This window comes from Azohydromonas caseinilytica (genome assembly GCF_012927045.1).
Lineage (GTDB): Bacteria > Pseudomonadota > Gammaproteobacteria > Burkholderiales > Burkholderiaceae_C > Azohydromonas > Azohydromonas caseinilytica.
On the sequence record NZ_JABBFW010000005.1, the window covers coordinates 22,499 to 43,568 of the forward strand.

A 21,070-nucleotide genomic window follows, 5' to 3' on the forward strand; every position below is an offset into this window, starting at 1 on the left:
GCGCACAGCACCGCAGCAACCCGTTCCCCCTGCGGAAGGTGCTGGCCTCAGATTAAGCGGCTGACGCTTCCGTCTTTTTGGCCCCAAACAGCGCAGCGATCTTCTTGCGAGGCTTCTGGTGCAGCGATACACCAGTTTGGGCAATCGACGGCGCCCCCTGCTCCCACGCCGGCGTGCCGGTCGTGACGCTGGGTACATAGGGCCGATCAAAGAAGGGATCCGCAGACGCCGCGGCACTGCGTCGCAGCGGTGCAGCACGTTCGGCGCGGCGCGGCAATTCCGCGCCGCGCTCCTCGGTTGAAACCGGGCGGCGAGGCCGGCGCCAGCGGTCGTCTTCGAGTTCCAACGGCTCCAGCTCGATCTTTTTCTTGATGAGCTTTTCAACCTCGGCCACCAGCCGCGCGTCCTCGCGCGTCACCAGCGTCATGGCCAGACCCGAGGCACCGGCACGGCCGGTGCGGCCGATGCGGTGCACATAATCCTCGGCGTTGAAGGGCACATCGAAGTTGAAGACCGCCGGGAGATCGGCAATGTCCAACCCGCGCGCGGCCACATCGGTGCACACCAGCACATCCACCTCGCCGCGCTTGAAGGCGTCCAGCGCCTTGAGTCGCTCGTCCTGCGACTTGTCGCCGTGCAGTGCATTGGTGCGCAGCCCGTCGCGCTCGAAAGCACGCGCCAGCCGGGCACAGCCCAACTTGGAATTGACAAAGACAATGGCCTGCTTGATGGCGCGCTCGCGCAACAGCTTGAGCACCGCGGCGCGCTTGTCGTCGGAAGCCACGCTGTAGAAACGCTGCTCGACAGTGGAGGCCGTGGCATTGGGACGAGCCACTTCCACCAGCACCGGATCCTGCAGGTAGCTCTCGGCCAGCCGCTTGATCTCGGACGAGAACGTGGCCGAGAACAGCAGCGTCTGCCGCGTTTTGGGCAGGTAGCTCAGGATGCGCTGCAGGTCGGGCAGGAAGCCGATGTCGAGCATGCGGTCGGCTTCGTCGAGCACCACGTACTCGACCTGGTTGAGCACCGCGTTCTTGGCCTCGATGTGGTCCAGCAGCCGGCCCGGCGTGGCGATGAGCACCTCCACGCCGGCCTTGAGCTCGGCGGTCTGGGGCTTCATGTCCACACCGCCGAAAACCACCGCCGCGCGCAGCTTGGTGTGCCTGGAGTAGGCCTTGACGTTGTTCGCCACCTGGTCAGCCAGCTCGCGCGTGGGCGCCAACACCAGCGCTCGCACGGGATGGCGCGCCGGCGACATGCTGCTGTTCTCATGGCGCAGCATGCGCTGCAGCAACGGAATGGAGAAGGCGGCGGTCTTGCCGGTACCCGTCTGCGCCGCGCCCATCACGTCGCGCCCGGCCAGCACCACCGGGATGGCCTTGGCCTGGATGGGGGTCATCGTCGCGTAGCCCTGGTCGGCTACGGCGCGCAGCAGCTTGGGGTCGAGCGGGAGAGTGTCGAAGCGCGGCGCCTCACTGGGGGCGCTGGGGGCGGCAGCCGGTGCCGCGGTTTGCGTGAGATCCATCATGTCGCGCAATTATCCCCGCTGTGGCGCTGGCACGGCGGCGACTGCGGCGCAAGACCATCCAGCGCGGAGCCCTGAAGCGCACGATGCGCCAGTACAGCGTGACATAGCTCACGGCGAACAGCACGATGCAGCCCGCCAGCATGGGCGTGCTGTCCCACCACAGCACGGCCGGCACCACGGAAAGCATGCACAGCAGCCACAGGTACGGTGCCGTCATGGAGTTGCGCCGCGTCAGCTCGCGCGCGGTGCGCTCGCCCGCGGCCCAGCGCAGCAGCCGCCTGTAGATCAGGCTGTGCAGGTGCACGCCGTCGGGCATGCCCACCGGGCGCCCCTGCAGCCACTTGCGCCTGTACATCGAGAACAGCGTCTCGAACACCGGATAGATGACCAGCGTCAGCGGGAACATCGGCGACACCTCGGGGTTGCGCGCCAGCAGCAGGATGGACAGCTCGGCCAGGTAAAAGCCCAGGAAGTACGCTCCGCCGTCGCCCAGGAACACCAGCCCGGCCGGGTAGTTCCAGACGAAAAAGCCCAGCACCGCGCCCACGCCCACCAGCGCCATCACCGCCACGAGCTGGTCGTCCACCGCGAAGCCCACGTAGGCCAGGCTCGCCAGCATCATCAGCACGCACATTGACGACAGCCCATTGAAGCCGTCGATCAGGTTGACGGCGTTGGCGATGCCCGCCACCGCGACCACCGTCAACAGCACTGCACCGGCCCAGAACGACACCACCCAGTCCAGCCCCGGGATGTCGGTGCGGCGAATGAGCGCATCGAGCAGCCAGCCCGCCAGGACAGCCGACACCGCCGTGAACAGCAGCCGCTTGCCCGGGCTCACCCGCTTGGTGATGTCCTCGACGATGCCCGCGCCAAAAGCCGGTACCGCACACGCCAGCAGCAACAGCGCCGTGACGCCGACCCGCCCGTCCTGCCACCACAGCGCCAGCGCACCGACCGTCACGGCGCACACGATGCCCACTCCGCCCACCCGCGGCACCGGCCGGGCGTGGAACTTCTGCGGTCCGCTGCCATGGTCATTGACCAGATGGGCATGCGTACGGGACAGGCGCACCACACCCATGGTCAGCAAGAAAGCCACGATGAATGCGGTGAACAGCAGGGTCATATATCTATTATCTCAGGCTGCTGCAACGCACCAATGCCGGCGCCCGAGCATTGCTCCAGAAAGCGCCATAAGGGGGTCCGGTAGAATCAACCCTCAAGTCCAGTGCGCCCGCACGCCGACAGCACCCCAAATTCATTGAGTTCCGGACCGCGTCATGGCCCGGTTCGCGCCTGCTTTCACGCCAATGAGATCCTTCCCGCGCCTGTCATCCACCTCTTGCTGTCGTACCGGCCATGGTCATAGCCTGCGCAAGCCCCTGGGAGCGGCACTGCTGGCCCTGGCCGGCTTGGCACCGGCCTGGGCGCAATTGGGGTCCGCGAGCGATGCCTCGGACGCTATGGGGCCGATCCGGCTGCGCCAGCCGGTGCTGGCCTACGGAGTAGGCAGCGGCAACGGGCTGGACGCCCGTGCGACCGGCGCACAGGATGCCAGCCTGTTGAGCCCGCAACAGCAGCAGCCGGGGCAACGCCTGGCCCCGCTGCCCTACAAGCCCAGCGAGTTCGAGCTGTTCGTGCAGCGGCGCGCCGGGATGAGCGAAATGGGCGAAGGCGCCGATGCGCTGACCGTGCGCCGCCTGGGCGCAGAGCTGATGACGCGGACGGAAGATCCCAACAGCGCCGACTACAGCCCGCAGGTGCCGCCGGACTACCTCATCAAGAGCGGCGACGAGATCGTGGTCACGCTCTGGGGCTCGGTGGATGCCGACGTGCGCGTGGTGGTGGACCGCACCGGCCGCATCAACATCCCGCGCGTGGGTCCGGTGCTGGTGTCGGGCGTGCGCTATGCCGAGCTGCCGGAAGTGATCCGCCGCCGCGTGGCGCAGGTGTTCCGCAACTTCGATCTCAGCGTGTCGCTGGGACAGCTGCGCGGCGTGCGCGTGTACGTCACGGGCTTCGTGGACCGGCCCGGCACCTACAGCGTCAGCAGCCTCTCCAGCGTGCTCAATGCGCTGCTGCGCGCCGGCGGCCCTTCGGCCGCGGGCAGCCTGCGCAACATCACGCTGCAGCGCGGGCGCCAGACGGTGGCCCGCTTCGACCTCTACGACTTCCTGCTCAAGGGCGACCGCAGCGCCGACGCGCTGGTGCAGCCCGACGACGTGATCCACGTCGGCCCGCTGGGAGCGCAAGTCGGCGTGATCGGCAGCGTCAACCGTCCGGTCATCCTGGAGATCAAGCCCGGCGAGACCGTGGACGATGCGCTGCGCATGGCCGGCGGCTTCACGGCCGTGGCCGACCGCAGCCGTGTCGCGGTGGAGCGCCTGGAGCAGCGTCTGGGCGAGCGCCTGGCCGAGCTGCCCCTGCCCGTGAGCGGCCGGCTGCCCCTGAGCAACGGCGACGTGTTGCGCGTCTTCAGCGCCGTGGACGCGCAGTTGTCCGTGCAAAAGCAGAACAAGCGCGTGCGCGTGGAGGGCGAGGTCGCCCGTCCGGGCGAGTACGTGCTGCCGGCCAGCAGCTCCATCAATGACGCGCTGCGCGCCGCCGGTGGCCTGAGCCCGTCGGCGTACGTGTTCGGCACCCAGTTCACCCGCGAGAGCGTGCAGCGCACGCAGCAGCAGAACTACGAGCGTGCGCTGCGCGACCTGGAAACCGAGCTGTCGCGCAACAACGCGACGCAGCGCACCAACACCGCCGACGAGTCGGCCGCGCAGACCGCGCGGGCGGCGGCCACGTCGCAGCTGATCGAGCGGCTGCGCGCGGTCAAGCCCAACGGGCGCATCGTGCTGCAGATGACGCCGGAAAGCGCCTCGCTGCCGGAACTGGCCCTGGAGGACGGCGACCGCCTCTACATCCCGCCGCGCGGCAGCACGGTGGGCGTGTTCGGCAGCGTCTTCAACGCCGGCAACTACCTCTGGGGTGGCCCGCGCAGCATCGACGACTACCTGCGCCTGGCCGGCGGCCCCACGCGCGGCGCCGACCGCGACAGCGTGTTCGTGATCCGCGCCAACGGCAGCGTGGTCAGCGCGCTGCAGGACGGCAGCTCCTGGTTCGGCCGTGGCGGTAGCCTGAAGGTGCCGGCCCAGCCGGGCGACACCATTTTCGTACCCGAAGAGATGAACAAGACCACGCTGGTGCAGTCCTTCAGGGACTGGACGCAGATCCTCTACCAACTCGGCCTGGGCGCCGCGGCCATCAAGGTCCTCCGCGATTGACATGCGCAACGACATGAGGGCCGACGTGCCCATGTATGAGGCCAATGACGATGAAGGCATTGGCCTGCTCGACATCGCCGTACCAATGGTGCAGCACTTGAGGCTGCTCATTGCAGGGCCGCTGGTGGTTGGTCTCTTGGCACTAGGGCTCAGCTTTCTCATCACGCCCACGTTTACAGCCAAGACCGTCTTCATGCCTCCGGCGCAGCAGCAAAGCTCGGCTGCGGCCGCCCTGGGCTCGCTGGGCGCTCTGGCGGGCGGCTTGGGCTCGCTAGCTGGCATCAAGAATATGTCCGACCAGTACGTTGGGCTGATGCAGAGCACCACGGTGGCCGACCGCATCATCGAGCGCTTCAAGCTGATGGAGGTCTACGACGTAGAGTACCGGCAGGATGCCCGCAAGCAACTCGCCAACAACGTGCGCATCGGTGTGGGCAAGAAGGACGGGCTCATCAGTGTGGAGGTGGATGACCACGACCCGCAGCGCGCCGCCGAAATGGCCAACCAGCACGTGGTCGAACTGCGCGCCCTGTCCAGCGGGCTGGCAATTTCCGAGGCCCAGCAACGGCGAGCCTTCTTCGAGGAACAGCTTCAGCAAGTTCGCGGCAGCCTGACCAGGGCACAGCAGGCCTTGGAAGGCAGCGGCATCAACCCAGGTGCGCTCAAAATCGAGCCCCAGGCTGCCGCAGAGGGCTATGTCGCGCTGCGAGCCGAAGCCACAGCCACGGAAGTGCGCCTGCAGGCCATGCGCCGCAGCTTGGCCGACAACGCACCTGAAGTTCAGCAGGCACTGGCCAAGCTCTCGGCATTGCGGGGCCAGTTGGCACGCCTGGAAGCCAACACCAGCCAGCAAGGCGGAGACGCGAACTACGTGAGCAAGTATCGCGAGTTCAAGTACCAGGAGGCGCTGTTCGACATCATGGCCAAGCAGTACGAGCTGGCACGGGTGGATGAGAGTCGCGAGGGCACGTTGATCCAAGTGGTTGACCCCGCTACCCCGCCCGAGCGCAAGAGCGCCCCCAAGAAGGGACTCATCGCCGTAGCAACCACGTTCATCACCTTCTTGCTACTGGCCGGTTTCGTCGTCGTGCGTCACTTCTGGCGCCGCTCTGCCGCCGATCCGGACAAGGCCGAGAAGCTGATGCAGTTGCGTGCTGCGCTACACCGCTCCTGATTCCTCCACTTTCCACGCTTCATAAATGACGATCCTGGTTACCGGCGGCGCCGGCTTCATCGGCAGCAACTTCGTGCTCGACTGGATCGCGCAGGTCGGCGAGCGCGTGCTCAACCTCGACGCGCTGACCTACGCGGGCAACCTGCGCAACCTGGCTTCGCTGCAGGGCGATGAGCGCCATGTCTTCGTGCACGGCGACATCTGCGACCGCACGCTGGTGGACAAGCTGCTGGCCGAGCACCGGCCGCGCGCCGTGGTGCACTTCGCCGCCGAAAGCCACGTGGACCGCAGCATCCACGGCCCCGGCGCCTTCATGCGCACCAACGTCGAGGGCACCTTCACGCTGCTGGAGGCCGCGCGCGGCTACTGGGGTGGGCTGAAGGAGGAGGACAAGAGCGCCTTCCGCTTCCTGCATGTCTCCACCGATGAGGTCTACGGCAGCCTCGCGCCCGATGCGCCCGCGTTCACCGAGGACCATCCCTACGAGCCCAACAGCCCGTACTCGGCCAGCAAGGCCGCCAGCGACCACCTCGTGCGCGCCTGGCACCACACCTACGGGCTGCCGGTACTCACCACCAACTGCTCCAACAACTACGGCCCCTATCACTTCCCCGAGAAGCTGATCCCGCTGCTGATCGTCAACGCCCTGGCGGGCAAGCCGCTGCCGGTGTACGGCGACGGACGCCAGATCCGCGACTGGCTCTACGTCAAGGACCACTGCTCGGGCATCCGCGCCGTGCTGGCCGGCGGCCGCGTCGGCCAGACCTACAACATCGGCGGCTGGAACGAGCAGGCCAACATCGACATCGTGCACAAGGTCTGCGGCCTGCTCGACGAGTTGCGCCCCGACCCCGCCGGCCCCTACGCGCGGCTGGTCACGCATGTCGCCGACCGCCCCGGCCACGACCGCCGCTACGCCATCGACGCGCGCAAGCTCGAGCGCGAGCTGGGCTGGCGCCCGGCCGAGACCTTCGACAGCGGCATCCGCAAGACCGTGCAGTGGTACCTGGACCATCCCGATTGGGTGGCCGAGGTGCAGAGCGGCGCCTACCGCGACTGGCTCGACCGGAACTACACCACGCGCTGAGCGGGGAGGACGGACATGAAGATTCTGCTGCTGGGCAAGAGCGGCCAGGTCGGCTGGGAGCTGCAGCGCGCCCTCAGCCCCCTGGGCGAGCTCGTGGCGCTGGACCATGAGGGCGCGCCGGGGCTGTGCGGCGACTTCCGCGAGCCCGCCGGCGTGGCCGCCGCGGTGCGCAGCGTGCGCCCGGACCTCATCGTCAATGCCGCCGCCCACACCGCCGTGGACAAGGCCGAGAGCGAGCCCGAGGTGGCGCAGGCCATCAACGCCGCCACGCCCGGCGCCATCGCGCGCGAGGCCGCGGCGCTGGGCGCCTGGCTGGTGCACTACAGCACCGACTACGTCTTCGACGGCTCGGGCCAGGCGCCGCGCGACGAGGACGCGCCCACCGGCCCCTTGAGCGTCTACGGCCGCACCAAGCTCGAAGGCGAGGAGGCCATCCGCGCCAGCGGCTGCCGCCACCTGATCCTGCGCACCAGCTGGGTCTACGCCGCGCGCGGCGGCAACTTCGCCAAGACCATGCTGCGCCTGGCCGCCGAGCGCGAGCGGCTCACCGTCATCGACGACCAGATCGGCGCGCCCACCGGCGCGGACTTTCTGGCCGACGTCAGCGTGCACGCCCTGCGTGCCGCCATGGCCCAACCCGGGCTGGCGGGCACCTACCACGCCGTGGCCGCGGGCGAGACCAGCTGGCACGGCTACGCGCGCTTCGTGATCGAGTGGGCTCGCGCCCACGGCCTGCCGGTGAAGGTGGCCCCCGAGGCGGTGGCGCCCATTCCGACCAGCGCCTACCCCACCCCGGCGCGCCGGCCGCTGAACTCGCGCCTGAGCACGCGCAAGCTGCAGGACGCCTTCGGCCTGACGCCCCCGCCGTGGCAGCAGGGGGTGGAGCGCATGCTCACCGAAGCATTCGCCTGAACCACGCATCGAACAGCCCCAGGGAGGGAGCATGACGACGACGAACCAGCGCAAGGGCATCATCCTGGCCGGCGGCTCCGGCACCCGGCTGCACCCGGCCACGCTGTCCATCAGCAAGCAGCTGCTGCCGGTGTACGACAAGCCCATGGTCTATTACCCGCTGAGCACGCTGATGCTGGCCGGGATGCGCGAGATCCTGCTCATCAGCACGCCGCAGGACGTGCCGCGCTTCCAGGCGCTGCTGGGCGACGGCAGCCAGTGGGGCATCTCGCTGCAGTACTGCGTGCAGCCCAGCCCCGACGGGCTGGCGCAGGCCTTCATCCTGGGCCGCGACTTCGTGAACGGCGCCCCCAGCGCACTGGTGCTGGGCGACAACATCTTCTACGGCCACGACTTCTACAACCTGCTCAAGCGCGCCACGCAGCGCACCCAGGGCGCCTCGGTGTTCGCCTACCACGTCAACGACCCCGAGCGCTACGGCGTGGTGGAGTTCGACGCGCAGCAGCGCGCGCTGAGCATCGAGGAAAAGCCCAAGGCGCCCAAGAGCAGCTACGCCGTCACGGGCCTGTACTTCTACGACGAGCAGGTGTGCGACATCGCCGCCGACATCCGCCCCAGCGCCCGCGGCGAGCTCGAGATCACCGACGTCAACGCCGCCTACCTGCGCCGCGGCCAGCTCGACGTGGAGATCATGGGCCGCGGCTACGCCTGGCTCGACACCGGCACGCACGACAGCCTGCTCGAGGCCGGGCAGTTCATCGCCACGCTGGAAAAGCGCCAGGGCCTCAAGGTGGCCTGCCCCGAGGAGATCGCCTGGCGCGCTGGCTGGATCAACGACGCGCAGCTGGAGCGCCTGGCGCAGCCCATGCTCAAGAACGGCTATGGGCAGTACCTGATGAAGATCCTGCGCGACACCACCTTCTGACCAGCACCCGAGCATGAACGTCATCAAGACCGCGCTGGAAGGCGTGCTGATCCTGGAGCCCAAGGTGTTCGGCGACGAACGCGGCTTCTTCATGGAGAGTTTCAACCAGCGCGCCTTCGACGAGGCCGTGGGCCGCCCTGTCGAATTCGTGCAGGACAACCACTCGCGCTCGGCGCGCGGCGTGCTGCGCGGGCTGCACTTCCAACTGCCACCGCACGCGCAGGGCAAGCTCGTGCGCGTGACGCAGGGCAGCGTCTTCGACGTGGCCGTGGACATGCGCAAGAGCAGCCCCACCTTCGGGCGCTGGGTGGGCGTGGAGCTCTCGGGCACCAACCACCGCCAGTTCTGGATTCCGCCGGGCTTCGCGCACGGCTTCCTCGTCACCAGCGACAGCGCCGACTTCCTCTACAAGACCACCGACTACTACGCGCCGCAGGCCGAAGGCGCCGTGCGCTGGGACGACCCCACGGTCGGCGTGCAGTGGCCGCTGGAGGGGCTGACTCCCCTGCTCTCCGCCAAGGATGCGGCGGCGCCGCTGCTGGAGGCGGCGGCGCATTTCGATTGAGGCCGGCCGGCGCGTCGCGCCCGGCGGTGTCCCGCCATTGCAGTCACCCGTTTTCCACTTCAACAACATGAGTTCCCACATCAGCGTCCCGCGCGTCATCGCCGTCGTGGGGCTGGGCTACGTCGGCCTGCCCCTGGCCGTTGAATTCGGCAAAAAGTTCGACACGATCGGCCTGGACCTCTCGCAGGAGAAGGTCGCCGCCTACCGTCGCCACGTCGATCCCACCGGCGAGGTGTCCAGCGAGGAGCTCAAGCAGGCCACGCGGCTGCAGTGCCACACCGACCCCGGCGTGCTGCGCGACGCCGATTTCATCGTGGTGGCCGTGCCGACCCCGGTGGACGAGGCGCACCGCCCGGACTTCACGCCGCTGGTCAAGAGCTCCGAGAGCGTGGGCCGCCACATCAAGCGCGGCGCCACGGTGGTGTTCGAGTCCACGGTGTATCCCGGCGCCACCGAGGAGGTGTGCATCCCGATCATCGAGCGGCTCTCGGGCCTGAAGTGGAAGCAGGACTTCTTCGTCGGCTACAGCCCCGAGCGCATCAACCCCGGCGACAAGGAGCGCACCCTCACCCGCATCACCAAGGTGGTGTCGGGCGACACGCCCGAGACGCTGGAGCTGGTCGCGCAGGTGTACGGCAGCGTCATCAGCGCCGGCGTGCACCGTGCCAGCAGCATCCGCGTCGCCGAGGCCGCCAAGGTCATCGAGAACACGCAGCGCGACCTCAACATCGCACTGATGAACGAACTGGCCATCATCTTCGGGCGCCTGGGCATCGACACGCTGGAAGTGCTGCAGGCCGCCGGCACCAAGTGGAACTTCCTGCCCTTCCGCCCCGGCCTGGTGGGCGGGCACTGCATCGGCGTGGACCCGTACTACCTCACGCACAAGGCCGAGATGCTGGGCTACCACCCGCAGGTCATCCTGGCGGGCCGGCGCATCAACGACGGCATGGCGGCTTACGTGGCGCAGCAGACCGTCAAGCAGATGATCCGCAACGGCACCGGCATCAAGGGCGCCAAGGTCGTGGTGCTGGGCCTGACCTTCAAGGAGAACTGCCCGGACCTGCGCAACAGCAAGGTGGCCGACGTGATCAAGGAGTTGCAGGACTTCGGCTGCGAGGTGCATGTGCACGACCCCCTGGCCGACGCGGCCGAGGCGCGGCACGAGTACGGGCTGGCGCTGACGCCCTGGGAGCAGCTGCCGCGCGAAGCCGACGCCATCGTCGCCGCCGTCGCCCACGGCGCCTACACCGCCATGGCGCTGCCCGAGCTGCTGGCGCCGCTCAAGCGTGGCGGCGTGTTCGTCGACGTCAAGTGCGCTTACGACCCGGCCGCCGTGGCGGCGCTCGGCGCCACGCTGTGGCGCCTGTAAGACCTGGCATGAGTACCTACACCTCCCTGCAGGCCCGTCTGGCCGCCGAGCCCCGCACTTGGCTCGTCACCGGCGTGGCCGGCTTCATCGGCAGCAACCTGCTGGAGACCCTGCTCAAGCTCGGCCAGCGCGTGGTCGGCCTGGACAACTTCGCCACCGGCCACCGCCGCAACCTCGACGAGGTGCGCAGCCTGGTCGCGCCGGCGCAGTGGGCCAACTTCCACTTCATCGAGGGCGACATCCGCAGCCTCGAAGACTGCCGGCGCGCCATGCGCTGGAGCGGTGCCGGTGCGGACGAGACGCTCGCCGTGGACCACGTGCTGCACCAGGCCGCGCTGGGCAGCGTGCCGCGCAGCCTGGCCGACCCGCTCACCAGCAACGAGGTCAACATCAGCGGCTTCCTCAACATGCTGGTGGCCGCGCGCGACGCCGGCGTCAAGAGCTTCACCTATGCCGCCAGCAGCAGCACCTACGGCGATCACCCGGCGCTGCCCAAGGTGGAAGACACCATCGGCCGCCCGCTGAGCCCCTACGCCGTCACCAAGTACGTCAACGAGCTCTACGCCGACGTGTTCGCCCGCAGCTACGGCTTCGCCAGCATCGGGCTGCGCTACTTCAACGTCTTCGGCCCGCGCCAGGACCCCGAGGGCGCCTACGCGGCCGTGATCCCGAAGTGGAGCGCGGCGCTGTTGCGCGGCGAGACCGTGTTCATCAACGGCGACGGCGAGACCAGCCGCGACTTCTGCTTCATCGACAACGCCGTGCAGGCCAACCTTCTGGCCGCCACCGCCGAGGCGCCGGAAGCGCGCAACCAGGTCTACAACGTGGCCGTGGGCGACCGCACCACGCTCGATGCGCTGTTCGGCCTGTTGCGCGACGCGCTGCAGTCCCATGGCGTGAGCCCCGAGGCGCGCCCCACGCACCGCGACTTCCGCACCGGCGACGTGCGTCACAGCCAGGCCGACATCGCCAAGGCGCAGCGGCTGCTGGGCTACGCGCCCACGCACCGCATCGGCGACGGCATCGCGCAGGCGATGCCGTGGTATGTCAGGAACCTGCAGCGCTGAGCCGGTCGGCCCAGCCGGAAGAAGCCTTTCAGGAGCCCCGGAAACCAAGCCTGCCGCATCGTTCGCGTCGCCGCGTCCGGCCCCCGCCCGGCGCCGGGCATGCCCGCGGCGCGGGCCGGCCACCCGCCGCGCAGGGCGTTGCCGTCGTCCCACACCCTGGAGCTTCCGGGGCAGTCACACCGAGCCAAGATCCATGCAAAAGCCCGTCTACGTCACCCAACCCTACCTGCCGCCGTTGGAGGAGTTCGTTCCGTACCTGCAGAGCATTTGGGACAACAAGGTGCTCACCAACGGCGGGCCCTTCCACCAGCAGTTGGAACAGGCGCTGTGCGAGTACCTGGGCGTGGAGCACATCGCGCTGTTCTGCAACGGCACCCAGGCGCTGGTGACGGCGCTGCAGGCGCTGCGCGTCACGGGTGAGGTCATCACGACGCCCTACTCCTTCGTGGCCACCGCGCACTCGCTGCTGTGGAACGGCATCAAGCCGGTGTTCGTGGACGTGGAGCCCGACACGCTCAACCTCGACCCGCGCCAAATCGAGGCGGCCATCACGCCGCACACCACGGCCATCATGCCGGTGCACTGCTACGGCCGGCCCTGCGACGTGCACGCCATCCAGAAGATCGCCGACAACTACAACCTGCGCGTCATCTACGACGCCGCGCATGCCTTCGGCGTGCGCCACCAGGGCGCCAGCGTGCTCAAGCACGGCGACCTCTCGGTGCTGAGCTTCCACGCCACCAAGGTGTTCAACACCTTCGAGGGCGGCGCCATCGTGTGCCCGGACGCCAAGACCAAGCAGCGCATCGACCACCTCAAGAACTTCGGTTTCGTGGACGAGACCACCGTGGTGGCGCCGGGCATCAACGGCAAGATGAGCGAGATCAATGCCGCCTTCGGGCTGCTGCAGCTGCGCCACATCGAGCACGCGCTGCAGCGCCGCGCCGAGATCGCCGAGATCTACACCCAGGCGCTGTCGGGCGTGAAGGGCCTGCGCCTGCTGCCCGACGCGCCGCAGACGGTGGCCAACCATTCCTACTACCCGATCCTGGTCGAGGACGGCTACGCGCTGGGCCGTGACGCGCTGTACCAGCGCCTGCGCGAGCACAACGTCTACGCGCGGCGCTATTTCTACCCGCTGATCTCCGACTTCCCGATGTACCGCGGTCTGCCTTCGGCCGCGCCGGCGCTGCTGCCCGTGGCCAGCCACGCTGCGGCCAAGGTGCTGTGCCTGCCCATCTATCCCGCGCTCACCGACGCGGAGCAGCAGCGCGTGATCGACATCATCCAAGGCGCCTGACATGGGACAGCTCAGCCGCGAGGCGATCGAGGGCATGGGCTTCGCGGCCGTGGGCCGCAACGTGCTGCTCTCGGACAAGGCCTCGTTCTACAACTGCGCCCACATCCGCATCGGCGACAACGTGCGCATCGATGACTTCTGCGTGCTCTCGGCCGGCCGCGGCGGCATCGTGCTGGGCAGCTTCATCCATGTGGCGGTCCAGAGCACGCTCATCGGCGCCGGGCGCATCGAGCTGGGCGACTTCTGCAACCTCTCCTCGCGCGTGGCCCTCTATTCGAGCAGCGACGACTACTCCGGTGCGACGATGACCAACCCCATGGTGCCGGCGGCCTTCACCGGCGTGACGCACGCCGATGTCGTGTTGGGCCGGCATGTCATCGTCGGCAGCGGCTCGGTCGTCCTGCCCGGCGTGCGCCTGGAGGACGGGGTGGCTGTCGGCGCCCTGAGCCTGGTCACGCGCGACTGTGCCGCCTTCGGCATCTATGCCGGCAACCCCGCGCGGCGCATCAAGGAGCGCAAGCGCGAGCTCCTGCAGCTGGAGCAGCAGTTCCTGCAGAGCCTGCAGGGCTGAGCCCGCCCCGTTCCTTCCCAACCGCGTCCGCCCCGATGTCCTTCAGGCGCAACGTCATCGCCAGCTACGCCAGCCAAATCTACGTCACGGTGATCGGCATCGTGATCGTGCCCCTGTACATCCGCTACATGGGCGTGGAGGCGTACGGGCTGGTGGGCTTCTACGCGATGCTGCAGGCTTGGTTCCAGCTGCTGGACATGGGACTCTCGCCCACCATGGCGCGCGAAACCGCGCGCCATGCCGGCGGCGCCGTGGACGGGCTGACGCTGCGGCGGCTGCTGCGTGCGCTGGAGGCCTTCTTCCTGGCGATTGCCGCGGTGGGCGTGCTGGCGCTGGTGCTGGGCGCGGACTGGGTGGCCTCACGCTGGCTCAACGCCCAGCAGCTCAGCACCGAGCAGGTGCGCGTGGCCATCCAGCTGATGGCCGGCATCGTGGGACTGCGCTGGATGGCGGCGCTGTACCGCAGCGCGCTGGGCGGCTTCGAGCAGCAGGTCTGGCTCGGCGCGCTCAACGCCAGCTCGGCCACCGCGCGCTTCGTGCTCGTGATCCCGGTGCTGATGTTCGTTGGTACCACGCCGGCCCATTTCTTCGGCCATCAACTGCTCGTGGCGCTGGTGGAGACCGCGCTGCTGGCCCGGCGCACCTACCGGCTGCTGCCGCCGCTGCCCGTCGGCACCCCGGTAGGCCTGCACTGGCACCCGCTGCGCGAGCGACTCCACTTCTCGCTGAGCCTGGCCTTCACCAGCGCGGTATGGGTTGGCGTGACGCAGAGCGACAAGCTGCTGCTGTCCAAGCTGCTGCCGTTGAGCGAGTACGCGCACTTCTCGCTGGCCGTGCTGTTCGCCTCGGCGGTGTCGATCCTCAGCGGGCCTCTGAGCTCGGCGCTGCTGCCGCGCCTGAGCCGGCTGCAGGCCCAGGGCGACGAGGCCGGGCTGCTGACGCTGTACCGGCAGGCCACGCAGGGCACCGCGATCGTGGCCCTGCCGGTGGCGCTGGCCCTGTGCTTCGGAGCCGAGCCGCTGCTGCGCGCCTGGACCGGCGACGCCGCGCTGGCGCAGCAGACCGCCACGATCCTGCGGCTCTATGCCGCGGGCAATGCCGCCCTCGCCATCGCCGCCTTTGCCTACTACCTGCAGTTCGCCAAGGGCGACGTGCGGCTGCACCTGGTGGGCAACCTCATCTTCCTCACCGTCCTGGTGCCTGCGATCTGGCTGGCCACGCTGCATTACGGCGCGCAAGGCGCCGGCTGGGCTTGGCTGACGATCAATGTCGTCTACCTGCTGCTGTGGGTACCGCTGGTGCACCGGCGCTTTGCGCCTGGCCTGCACGGCAGCTGGCTGCTGCGGGACGTGCTGCTCATCGCCCTGCCGCCCGCCGTGCTGACCTGGCTGGCCGAACGTTGGGTGCCCTGGCCGCACAACCCGGTGGCGGTGGGCGCCATGCTGGCCGCAGCCGCAATGCTCCTGGCGCTGTTGGCCATGCTGGCCTCGCCCCATGTGCGCGGCTTTGTCAAGCGACAGCTGCAGGCTGCTTGAGCCCGGCCCACAGCCCGAAGACTGACCGGCCCCACCGCAACATCCACCGCACATGAGCCCACAAGCACCGAGCACGGCCGCCGTGCCAGACATCTCCATCTGCGTGGTGACCTACAACCACGAGCACCTCATCCGCCAGTGCCTGCAGAGCCTGGTGGACCAGCACACCCGGCGTTCGCTGGAGATCATCGTCGGCGAGGACTGCTCCACCGACGGCACGCGCCGCATCGTCCAGGAATTCGCCGATAAATATCCCGGAATCATCAAGCCCCTGCTTCACGAAAAGAACAAGGGGATGATCGGCAACTATTTGTCCGTGCACCGGTCCGCAACTGGAAAATACATCTGCCATTGCGACGGCGACGACTTCTGGGAACCCGGCAAGGTTGAGCTCCAGGCTCAATTTCTCGACAACGAGCCTGACTGCGTAGCCGTGCTCTCGAATTCCTACGTGATCAACGAACAGGGTGAGCGGATCGGCGTCTTTTCCGAGCATGTGCGCCGCAAATTCGATCTTGCCTATTTGATCCGGGACGGCAACTTCCTGCATCACAGCACGATGATGTACCGGGCGGAAATGCGCTCCGTGATGTTCCCTCCCCTACCTGAATTCATCGACTACCACATCTACATTCTGCTGGCCCGACAAGGCAAGCTCGGCTATATCGACGAGTATCTGGCCTCTTACCGGACCCAATCCGCCTCATCGGTCATTCGCAACGACAACGAACGCATCCGGCGCCTGAACTGGCAGGCGCTGGCCGAGGTCAAGCCGTCCGACGCCCCCCTGGATGTGATCCGGAAGGCCGATGCCAAATTCCTGGCCGGTGCCTTTTATCAGGCGCTGCGCAGCCGCCGCTTCGATCTCTACCCCAAGTGGATCGAGCTCGCGGGGCAGCGTCCTGGAACCCGCTCCACCGTGCCGTTGCAATTGCAGGCCACAGCCTTGATGGCAGGGTCCATTCTCGGAAAGGTAGCCCACCGCCTGCGCACCAAGCTCCACGCGGCGCCGGCATCGAACCGGGTTTTCTACCCCAAACAGCCGTGAATCTTTCCGCTCAATCCACAGCCGCAGGCCTGCCCATGCCCGGGCGCCGCGGCAAGCAGGGCTTGGACAGGCCGCGCCCTGGTCTACTGCGGCGGCTTGCCCTACTGGTCCTGACCTTTTTTTGTGTGCTGCCCATGCAGTTCCAAGTCGGTTCGCGGGGCATGGGCCTGGCCATACTGATACTGGGCCTGCTGTCGATTGGCTTTTTCCTTGAGCGACTGCATAACGACCGCCTGGGCAAATACGAGGGGCAAATCATTGCCCTACTCCTGATTTTGACGACGGTTTTTCTCTTGGGAGCCGTGAGAGTTGGGGTCAAGGACACCGCCATGCTGGTGCAAAGCATCTACGGCATCGTGATGCTCTGTGGCTTCATGAGCTTGGCACAGCAGTATGCACGGGCCTACGGAGATTGCTTTGTCGATGCGGCCCTGAAACATATACTTCTCATCGGCGTGCTGCACGCCATTCTCCAGGCCATCATCCTGCTCTCGGCGCCCGTATCCCAGGCCATCTACAGCGTCATCTTCCTTTCCGAGGAAGCCAAGATTCATATTAGTCAAGGATATCGCTCTCCAGGTCTGTTCTCGCTGGGCGCTGCCATCCTGGGCACCTTCAATGCGCTGGTCCTGGTCGCTGGGGTGCTGACATTGCTGCGCCCCGAAAACCGCCCCTCCTGGGTAAGCGTGATCGTAGTGGCCCTCGCCGTGCTGATTCAAATTGCGGGCATTGCCATTTCAGGCCGCACTGGTTTTGTCGTGGTGATGTTATTTGGGGCAGCGCTCGCCGCGCGCGGCCTACTGGACCGTCGGTACCCGCTGGTGGGCCTCAATGTCTTCAAAGTCATCCTGGTGCTCCAGTTGCTGTTGCTGGGAAGCTTGGCATTCATTGACGTGGAGAGCATCGAAGCGAACCTGCAGTGGTCCTTCGAATTCATATTCTCCCTTATTGAAGGTCGCGGCCTGGAAACCCAATCGACCTCAATGCTTTTTGAGGAAATGTTCTTCCTGCCGGATACGGCCTGGGAGTTGCTGATCGGCACGGGTAACTTCGGACGCAGCGCTGACCTTCCCTACATCGACTCCGACCCCGGCTACATTCTGATGATTTTCGGTGGGGGGCTGTTCGGCACGCTGCTGGCCATGAGTTTCTTTGCACTTATATTCTGGCAGTCTTTCTGCCTGCGGTGCCATCACCGGGCAGTGGCCTTTTTCATTCAATTCAGCGTCGTCGCCATTTTCATCCTGAACCTCAAGGACTTCTATTTTTTGCAGAATTCTGGCGTGACCCAGATCCTGCTATTCAGCCACGCCCTGCTGTTGACCGCGAGACACCGTCATGCCCGTCAAGCCGCCCGCCAGCGCCTCCAAGACCACTGAACACGCCGCCCACGAGGCCTCCCTGGAACGCGTGGAACTCTCCGTCATCGTCGTCAATTGGAACGGCGGTGAGCTGCTGCGCGAGTGCATCGCCAGTTTGCAGCGGTGCCTGAAGGATTTTCCCGCTGAGTGGGAGGCCATCGTCGTGGACAACGGCTCCACCGACGACTCGATGCAGAAGATCTGCGGCCTGCCTTGCGTGGTGACGGTGCTCAACGGCGGCAATTTCGGGTTCGGACGTGCTTGCAATATCGGGGCCCAGCATGCCCGTGGCCGACACCTGCTGTTCCTCAACCCGGACTGCGAAGTGCATCCGGGCTCCATCGAGCGCTGCCTGGCGGAATTGCAGAAGCCCGGCATCGGCGCCTGCGGCATTGCGCTGACCGACGAGAGCGGCCATATCTCCCGCACCTGCCACCGGTTTCCTAGCCTGCTGAGCTTCAGCAGCCGCATATTCGGCCTGAAATTCCTGCTGCGCGGCCGCTCACATGGCCCCATGCTGGATTGGGACCACAGTCATGACGCCGACGTGGACCACATCATTGGCGCCTTTTACATGGTGCGGCACGACACTTTCAAAAAGCTTGAAGGTTTCGACGAGCGCTTTTTTGTCTACCTGGAAGACCTGGACCTGTCGCTGCGCGTCAAGAAAAACGGCGGGCGCATCCGGTTTCTGGCTTCACCGCCATCTTTCCATGTGGGGGGCGGTGTCTCGCGCCAGATCAAGGCGCTGCGGCTCTTCTATTCCACGCGCAGTCGCATCCTGTATGCCTACAAGCATTTTCCACGCTGGCAAGCGCATTTGCACCTTCTGCTGACCCTGCTGGTCGAGCCCGTGGCCCGCACGGGGCATGCCCTGTTGCAGCGCTCCATGGCGTCGTGGAAGGAATCCCTGGTCGGCCTAGGTCTGGTGTGGCTGGATCTGCCCAACATCCTGCGCACGCTCAAGCGCAGCGATGGCGCCGGCCAAGGTTAAGCGCTTGTGCCAGCCTGGGCCTAAATCCATGAAAGTCCTCCTGCTTTCCAAATATTCGCGTACCGGCGCCAGCAGCCGCCTTCGTACGCTTCAATACCTCCCCTACCTGGCCAGCCAAGGTATAGAGGTCACCACGCAGACGCTGTTCGACGAGGCTTACCTCGCGAACCTGTATGCCAGCGGCCGACGATCGGCTCGGCATGTCGGGAACTGCTACGTCCAGCGCTTGTCAACCCTGCGGCAGGCAGGCCGGTACGACCTGCTTTGGATCGAGAAGGAGCTGTTTCCCTATTTTCCCGCGCTGGCTGAAGCCCTGCTGCGCAGGAGCGGGAAGAAATACGTGGTGGATTATGACGATGCCATATTTCACCACTACGACCTGGCCTCCAGCAGGATTTTCAGGACGGTGCTGGGCCGGAAAATCGACAATGTGATGCGCTACGCAGCCTGCGTGGTCGCGGGCAACGACTATCTGGCAGCTCGGGCCCGGGCTGCCGGCGCCCGCCGCACTGAAATCATTCCCACGGTGGTGGACCACACGCGCTACCGGCTACGACCCATGACGCCGACGGCGCGGCCGGTCATTGGCTGGATCGGCTCCCCTTCCACGCAGAAATACCTGCTCGATATTCGCGAGGCCTTAAAAACGGCCTGCGCCACGCAGGGCGCGCGCTTGGTCGTGGTTGGGGGCACGCCTCAGATTGCAGAGGAGCTGCGGGATATTAACGTCGAAGTGGTGAAATGGTCGGAGGACAGCGAAGCCGACTGCATCGCCCGCTTCGACGTGGGCATCATGCCGCTGCGCGACGGCCCTTGGGAACAAGGCAAATGCGGCTACAAGCTCATCCAGTACATGGCCTGTGGCGTGCCGGTGATCGCTTCGCGGGTCGGCGCCAATATCGACATCGTGGAGAAAAGCCAATCCGGCCTGCTGGCCGGGTCCATACCAGAATGGAGCGAGGGCTTTCGCAGGCTGCTGGGCTCGGCCGAGGAGCGCCGGCGCCTGGGCCAACTGGGTCGCGAGGCGGTGGTCAGCCACTACTCCCTGCAGTCACAGGCTCCCGTGCTGGCCGGCATATTCCGCGGCCTGCAATAACAGGGCCGTCCCGCAGAGGCGGAAATCCGCTCAACATCCCTTTTTCAGGTTTCAGCCTGCCCGCAGCACCCCCATAGAGCATCTGGAATCCATTGCATGCGAGTCGCCGTCGTTTCCAACACCGCCTGGTACCTGTTCAATTTCAGGCTCAACCTGATGCGCGCGCTGCAGGCCGATGGCCACGAAGTGGTGGCTGTCGCCCCGGCGGACGCGTATGCCGAGCGGCTGCGCGCGGCAGGCATCGGGTTCGAACCCGTGCCCATTTCCGGCGGCGGCACCAACCCGCTGGTGGAGCTGCAGTCGGTGCGCCGGCTGCGCGGCGTGCTGCGCCGCCGTGGCGTCGAGCTGGTGCTGAGCTACACGCCCAAGGGCAACCTGTATTCGGCATTGGCAGGCCTGTCCTGCGGGGTGCCCTTCGTGCCCAACGTCTCGGGGCTGGGGCGGGCCTTCATCCGGCGCTCGCCCGTGACGCTGGTGGCGCAGGCGCTGTACCGGCTGACCTTTGGCCGCGCGCTGCGGGTGTTCTTCCAGAACAACGATGACCTGAACGTGTTCGTGCATGCCGGCCTGGCGCGTGCCGAGCAGTGCGAGCGGCTGCCAGGCTCGGGGGTGGACTTGCGGCGCTTCACGCCCGCCCCCCTGCCGCAGCGCCCGGCCGATGCCCCGGTGTTCCTGCTGGTGGCGCGGCTGATGTGGGACAAGGGCGTGGGCGAGTACGTCGAGGCCGCGCGCCGGGTGCGGCAGCGCCATCCGCAGGCACGCTTCCGGCTGCTGGGCTTCGTGGACGTGGCCAACCCATCGGCAGTGCCGCGCGCCCAGGTCGAGCGTTGGGAGGCCGAGGGCCTGGTGGAGTACCTAGGCCCCACTGACGACGTGCGGCCTTTCCTGGCCGAGGCGGACTGCGTGGTGCTGCCTTCTTACCGCGAAGGCGTGCCGCGCACGCTGCTGGAGGCCGCTGCCATGGCGCGGCCCATCGTCACCACCGATGCTCCGGGCTGCCGCGACACCGTGATCGACGGCCAGAGTGGGCTGCTGTGCCGTCCGGCGGACGCGGCTGATCTAGGGGACAAGCTGCTGCGGTTCATCGACTTGGCGCCCCAGGCGCGGCAGGCCATGGGTCACGCTGGCCGCGCGCTGATGGAGCGCTCGTTCAGCGAGCAACTGGTGCTGGACCGTTACCGGCAGCTCGTCAGCGATATCAGCGCGCACCGCAAGACGGCCCAGACAGCGGCCTGTAGCCGCTGAACCGCCAGGCCC

Annotated in this window: 18 protein-coding genes; 16 read left to right on the forward strand and 2 right to left on the reverse strand. The window is 67.0% G+C overall.

Annotation, left to right across the window (positions count from 1 at the left end):
* Window positions 1-52: 52 nt before the first annotated feature.
* Window positions 53-1,525 carry a DEAD/DEAH box helicase gene (locus HHL10_RS08770; protein ID WP_169159984.1) on the reverse strand — a complete coding sequence of 491 codons (1,473 nt, stop codon included), beginning with the start codon at window positions 1,523-1,525 and terminating at the stop codon, window positions 53-55.
* A complete protein-coding gene (locus HHL10_RS08775) occupies window positions 1,473-2,657 on the reverse strand; it encodes an MraY family glycosyltransferase (RefSeq protein WP_169159985.1) in 1,185 nt (394 codons plus the stop codon). The genes HHL10_RS08770 and HHL10_RS08775 overlap by 53 nt, the downstream gene beginning before the upstream one ends.
* 337 nt (window positions 2,658-2,994) lie before the next feature.
* Between HHL10_RS08775 and HHL10_RS08780 the strand changes: the two genes are divergently transcribed.
* The 16 genes from HHL10_RS08780 (at window position 2,995) to HHL10_RS08855 (ending at window position 21,058) form a co-directional block, all read left to right on the forward strand.
* Window positions 2,995-4,806, forward strand: a complete 1,812-nt coding sequence (locus HHL10_RS08780; protein WP_169159986.1) for an SLBB domain-containing protein — start codon at window positions 2,995-2,997, stop codon at window positions 4,804-4,806.
* Window position 4,807: 1 nt separating this feature from the next.
* Entirely contained in the window at window positions 4,808-5,980 is a 1,173-nt protein-coding gene (locus tag HHL10_RS08785; RefSeq protein ID WP_235971233.1) for a Wzz/FepE/Etk N-terminal domain-containing protein, read from the forward strand.
* Between the two features lie 25 nt (window positions 5,981-6,005).
* A complete protein-coding gene (gene rfbB, locus HHL10_RS08790) occupies window positions 6,006-7,067 on the forward strand; it encodes a dTDP-glucose 4,6-dehydratase (protein WP_169159987.1) in 1,062 nt (353 codons plus the stop codon).
* A gap of 15 nt (window positions 7,068-7,082) precedes the next feature.
* Window positions 7,083-7,979, forward strand: coding sequence for a dTDP-4-dehydrorhamnose reductase (gene rfbD, locus HHL10_RS08795; protein ID WP_169159988.1), 897 nt, complete (start codon window positions 7,083-7,085; stop codon window positions 7,977-7,979).
* A gap of 31 nt (window positions 7,980-8,010) precedes the next feature.
* Entirely contained in the window at window positions 8,011-8,904 is an 894-nt protein-coding gene (rfbA, locus tag HHL10_RS08800; RefSeq protein WP_169159989.1) for a glucose-1-phosphate thymidylyltransferase RfbA, read from the forward strand.
* Between the two features lie 13 nt (window positions 8,905-8,917).
* Window positions 8,918-9,469, forward strand: a complete 552-nt coding sequence (rfbC, locus tag HHL10_RS08805; protein ID WP_169159990.1) for a dTDP-4-dehydrorhamnose 3,5-epimerase — start codon at window positions 8,918-8,920, stop codon at window positions 9,467-9,469.
* A 67-nt stretch (window positions 9,470-9,536) separates the two neighbouring features.
* Window positions 9,537-10,841, forward strand: coding sequence for a nucleotide sugar dehydrogenase (locus tag HHL10_RS08810; protein ID WP_169159991.1), 1,305 nt, complete (start codon window positions 9,537-9,539; stop codon window positions 10,839-10,841).
* A gap of 8 nt (window positions 10,842-10,849) precedes the next feature.
* Window positions 10,850-11,908: an SDR family oxidoreductase gene (locus tag HHL10_RS08815; RefSeq protein WP_169159992.1), complete on the forward strand. Its 1,059-nt coding sequence runs from the start codon at window positions 10,850-10,852 to the stop codon at window positions 11,906-11,908.
* 193 nt (window positions 11,909-12,101) lie between these two features.
* Window positions 12,102-13,208 (forward strand): DegT/DnrJ/EryC1/StrS family aminotransferase, encoded by a 1,107-nt coding sequence (locus HHL10_RS08820; protein WP_169159993.1) that lies wholly within the window; start codon window positions 12,102-12,104, stop codon window positions 13,206-13,208.
* A gap of 1 nt (window position 13,209) precedes the next feature.
* Window positions 13,210-13,779, forward strand: a complete 570-nt coding sequence (locus tag HHL10_RS08825) for an acyltransferase (RefSeq protein ID WP_169159994.1) — start codon at window positions 13,210-13,212, stop codon at window positions 13,777-13,779.
* 35 nt (window positions 13,780-13,814) lie between these two features.
* Window positions 13,815-15,314, forward strand: a complete 1,500-nt coding sequence (locus HHL10_RS08830; RefSeq protein WP_169159995.1) for a lipopolysaccharide biosynthesis protein — start codon at window positions 13,815-13,817, stop codon at window positions 15,312-15,314.
* A gap of 52 nt (window positions 15,315-15,366) precedes the next feature.
* Entirely contained in the window at window positions 15,367-16,362 is a 996-nt protein-coding gene (locus HHL10_RS08835) for a glycosyltransferase (protein WP_169159996.1), read from the forward strand.
* Window positions 16,359-17,741, forward strand: coding sequence for a hypothetical protein (locus tag HHL10_RS08840; RefSeq protein WP_169159997.1), 1,383 nt, complete (start codon window positions 16,359-16,361; stop codon window positions 17,739-17,741). The genes HHL10_RS08835 and HHL10_RS08840 overlap by 4 nt, the downstream gene beginning before the upstream one ends.
* On the forward strand, window positions 17,701-18,717 hold the full coding sequence (locus HHL10_RS08845; protein WP_169159998.1) for a glycosyltransferase family 2 protein: 1,017 nt from the start codon (window positions 17,701-17,703) through the stop codon (window positions 18,715-18,717). Before HHL10_RS08840 ends, HHL10_RS08845 begins: the two co-directional genes overlap by 41 nt.
* Before the next feature lie 28 nt (window positions 18,718-18,745).
* Window positions 18,746-19,813 (forward strand): glycosyltransferase family 4 protein, encoded by a 1,068-nt coding sequence (locus HHL10_RS08850; protein ID WP_169159999.1) that lies wholly within the window; start codon window positions 18,746-18,748, stop codon window positions 19,811-19,813.
* Between the two features lie 96 nt (window positions 19,814-19,909).
* Entirely contained in the window at window positions 19,910-21,058 is a 1,149-nt protein-coding gene (locus tag HHL10_RS08855) for a glycosyltransferase family 4 protein (RefSeq protein WP_169160000.1), read from the forward strand.
* Window positions 21,059-21,070: the final 12 nt, after the last annotated feature.

Bases quoted from the DNA above. Each gene is read 5' to 3' on its own strand.
- rfbD (WP_169159988.1), top strand. From the start codon at position 7,083: ATGAAGATTCTGCTGCTGGGCAAGAGCGGCCAGGTCGGCTGGGAGCTG.
- HHL10_RS08815 (WP_169159992.1), top strand. From the start codon at position 10,850: ATGAGTACCTACACCTCCCTGCAGGCCCGTCTGGCCGCCGAGCCCCGC.
- HHL10_RS08830 (WP_169159995.1), top strand. From the start codon at position 13,815: ATGTCCTTCAGGCGCAACGTCATCGCCAGCTACGCCAGCCAAATCTAC.
- HHL10_RS08835 (WP_169159996.1), top strand. From the start codon at position 15,367: ATGAGCCCACAAGCACCGAGCACGGCCGCCGTGCCAGACATCTCCATC.
- HHL10_RS08775 (WP_169159985.1), bottom strand. From the start codon at position 2,657: ATGACCCTGCTGTTCACCGCATTCATCGTGGCTTTCTTGCTGACCATG.
- HHL10_RS08850 (WP_169159999.1), top strand. From the start codon at position 18,746: ATGAAAGTCCTCCTGCTTTCCAAATATTCGCGTACCGGCGCCAGCAGC.
- HHL10_RS08825 (WP_169159994.1), top strand. From the start codon at position 13,210: ATGGGACAGCTCAGCCGCGAGGCGATCGAGGGCATGGGCTTCGCGGCC.
- rfbA (WP_169159989.1), top strand. From the start codon at position 8,011: ATGACGACGACGAACCAGCGCAAGGGCATCATCCTGGCCGGCGGCTCC.
- HHL10_RS08785 (WP_235971233.1), top strand. From the start codon at position 4,808: ATGCGCAACGACATGAGGGCCGACGTGCCCATGTATGAGGCCAATGAC.
- rfbB (WP_169159987.1), top strand. From the start codon at position 6,006: ATGACGATCCTGGTTACCGGCGGCGCCGGCTTCATCGGCAGCAACTTC.
- HHL10_RS08810 (WP_169159991.1), top strand. From the start codon at position 9,537: ATGAGTTCCCACATCAGCGTCCCGCGCGTCATCGCCGTCGTGGGGCTG.
- rfbC (WP_169159990.1), top strand. From the start codon at position 8,918: ATGAACGTCATCAAGACCGCGCTGGAAGGCGTGCTGATCCTGGAGCCC.
- HHL10_RS08855 (WP_169160000.1), top strand. From the start codon at position 19,910: ATGCGAGTCGCCGTCGTTTCCAACACCGCCTGGTACCTGTTCAATTTC.
- HHL10_RS08845 (WP_169159998.1), top strand. From the start codon at position 17,701: ATGCCCGTCAAGCCGCCCGCCAGCGCCTCCAAGACCACTGAACACGCC.
- HHL10_RS08820 (WP_169159993.1), top strand. From the start codon at position 12,102: ATGCAAAAGCCCGTCTACGTCACCCAACCCTACCTGCCGCCGTTGGAG.
- HHL10_RS08770 (WP_169159984.1), bottom strand. From the start codon at position 1,525: ATGGATCTCACGCAAACCGCGGCACCGGCTGCCGCCCCCAGCGCCCCC.
- HHL10_RS08780 (WP_169159986.1), top strand. From the start codon at position 2,995: ATGGGGCCGATCCGGCTGCGCCAGCCGGTGCTGGCCTACGGAGTAGGC.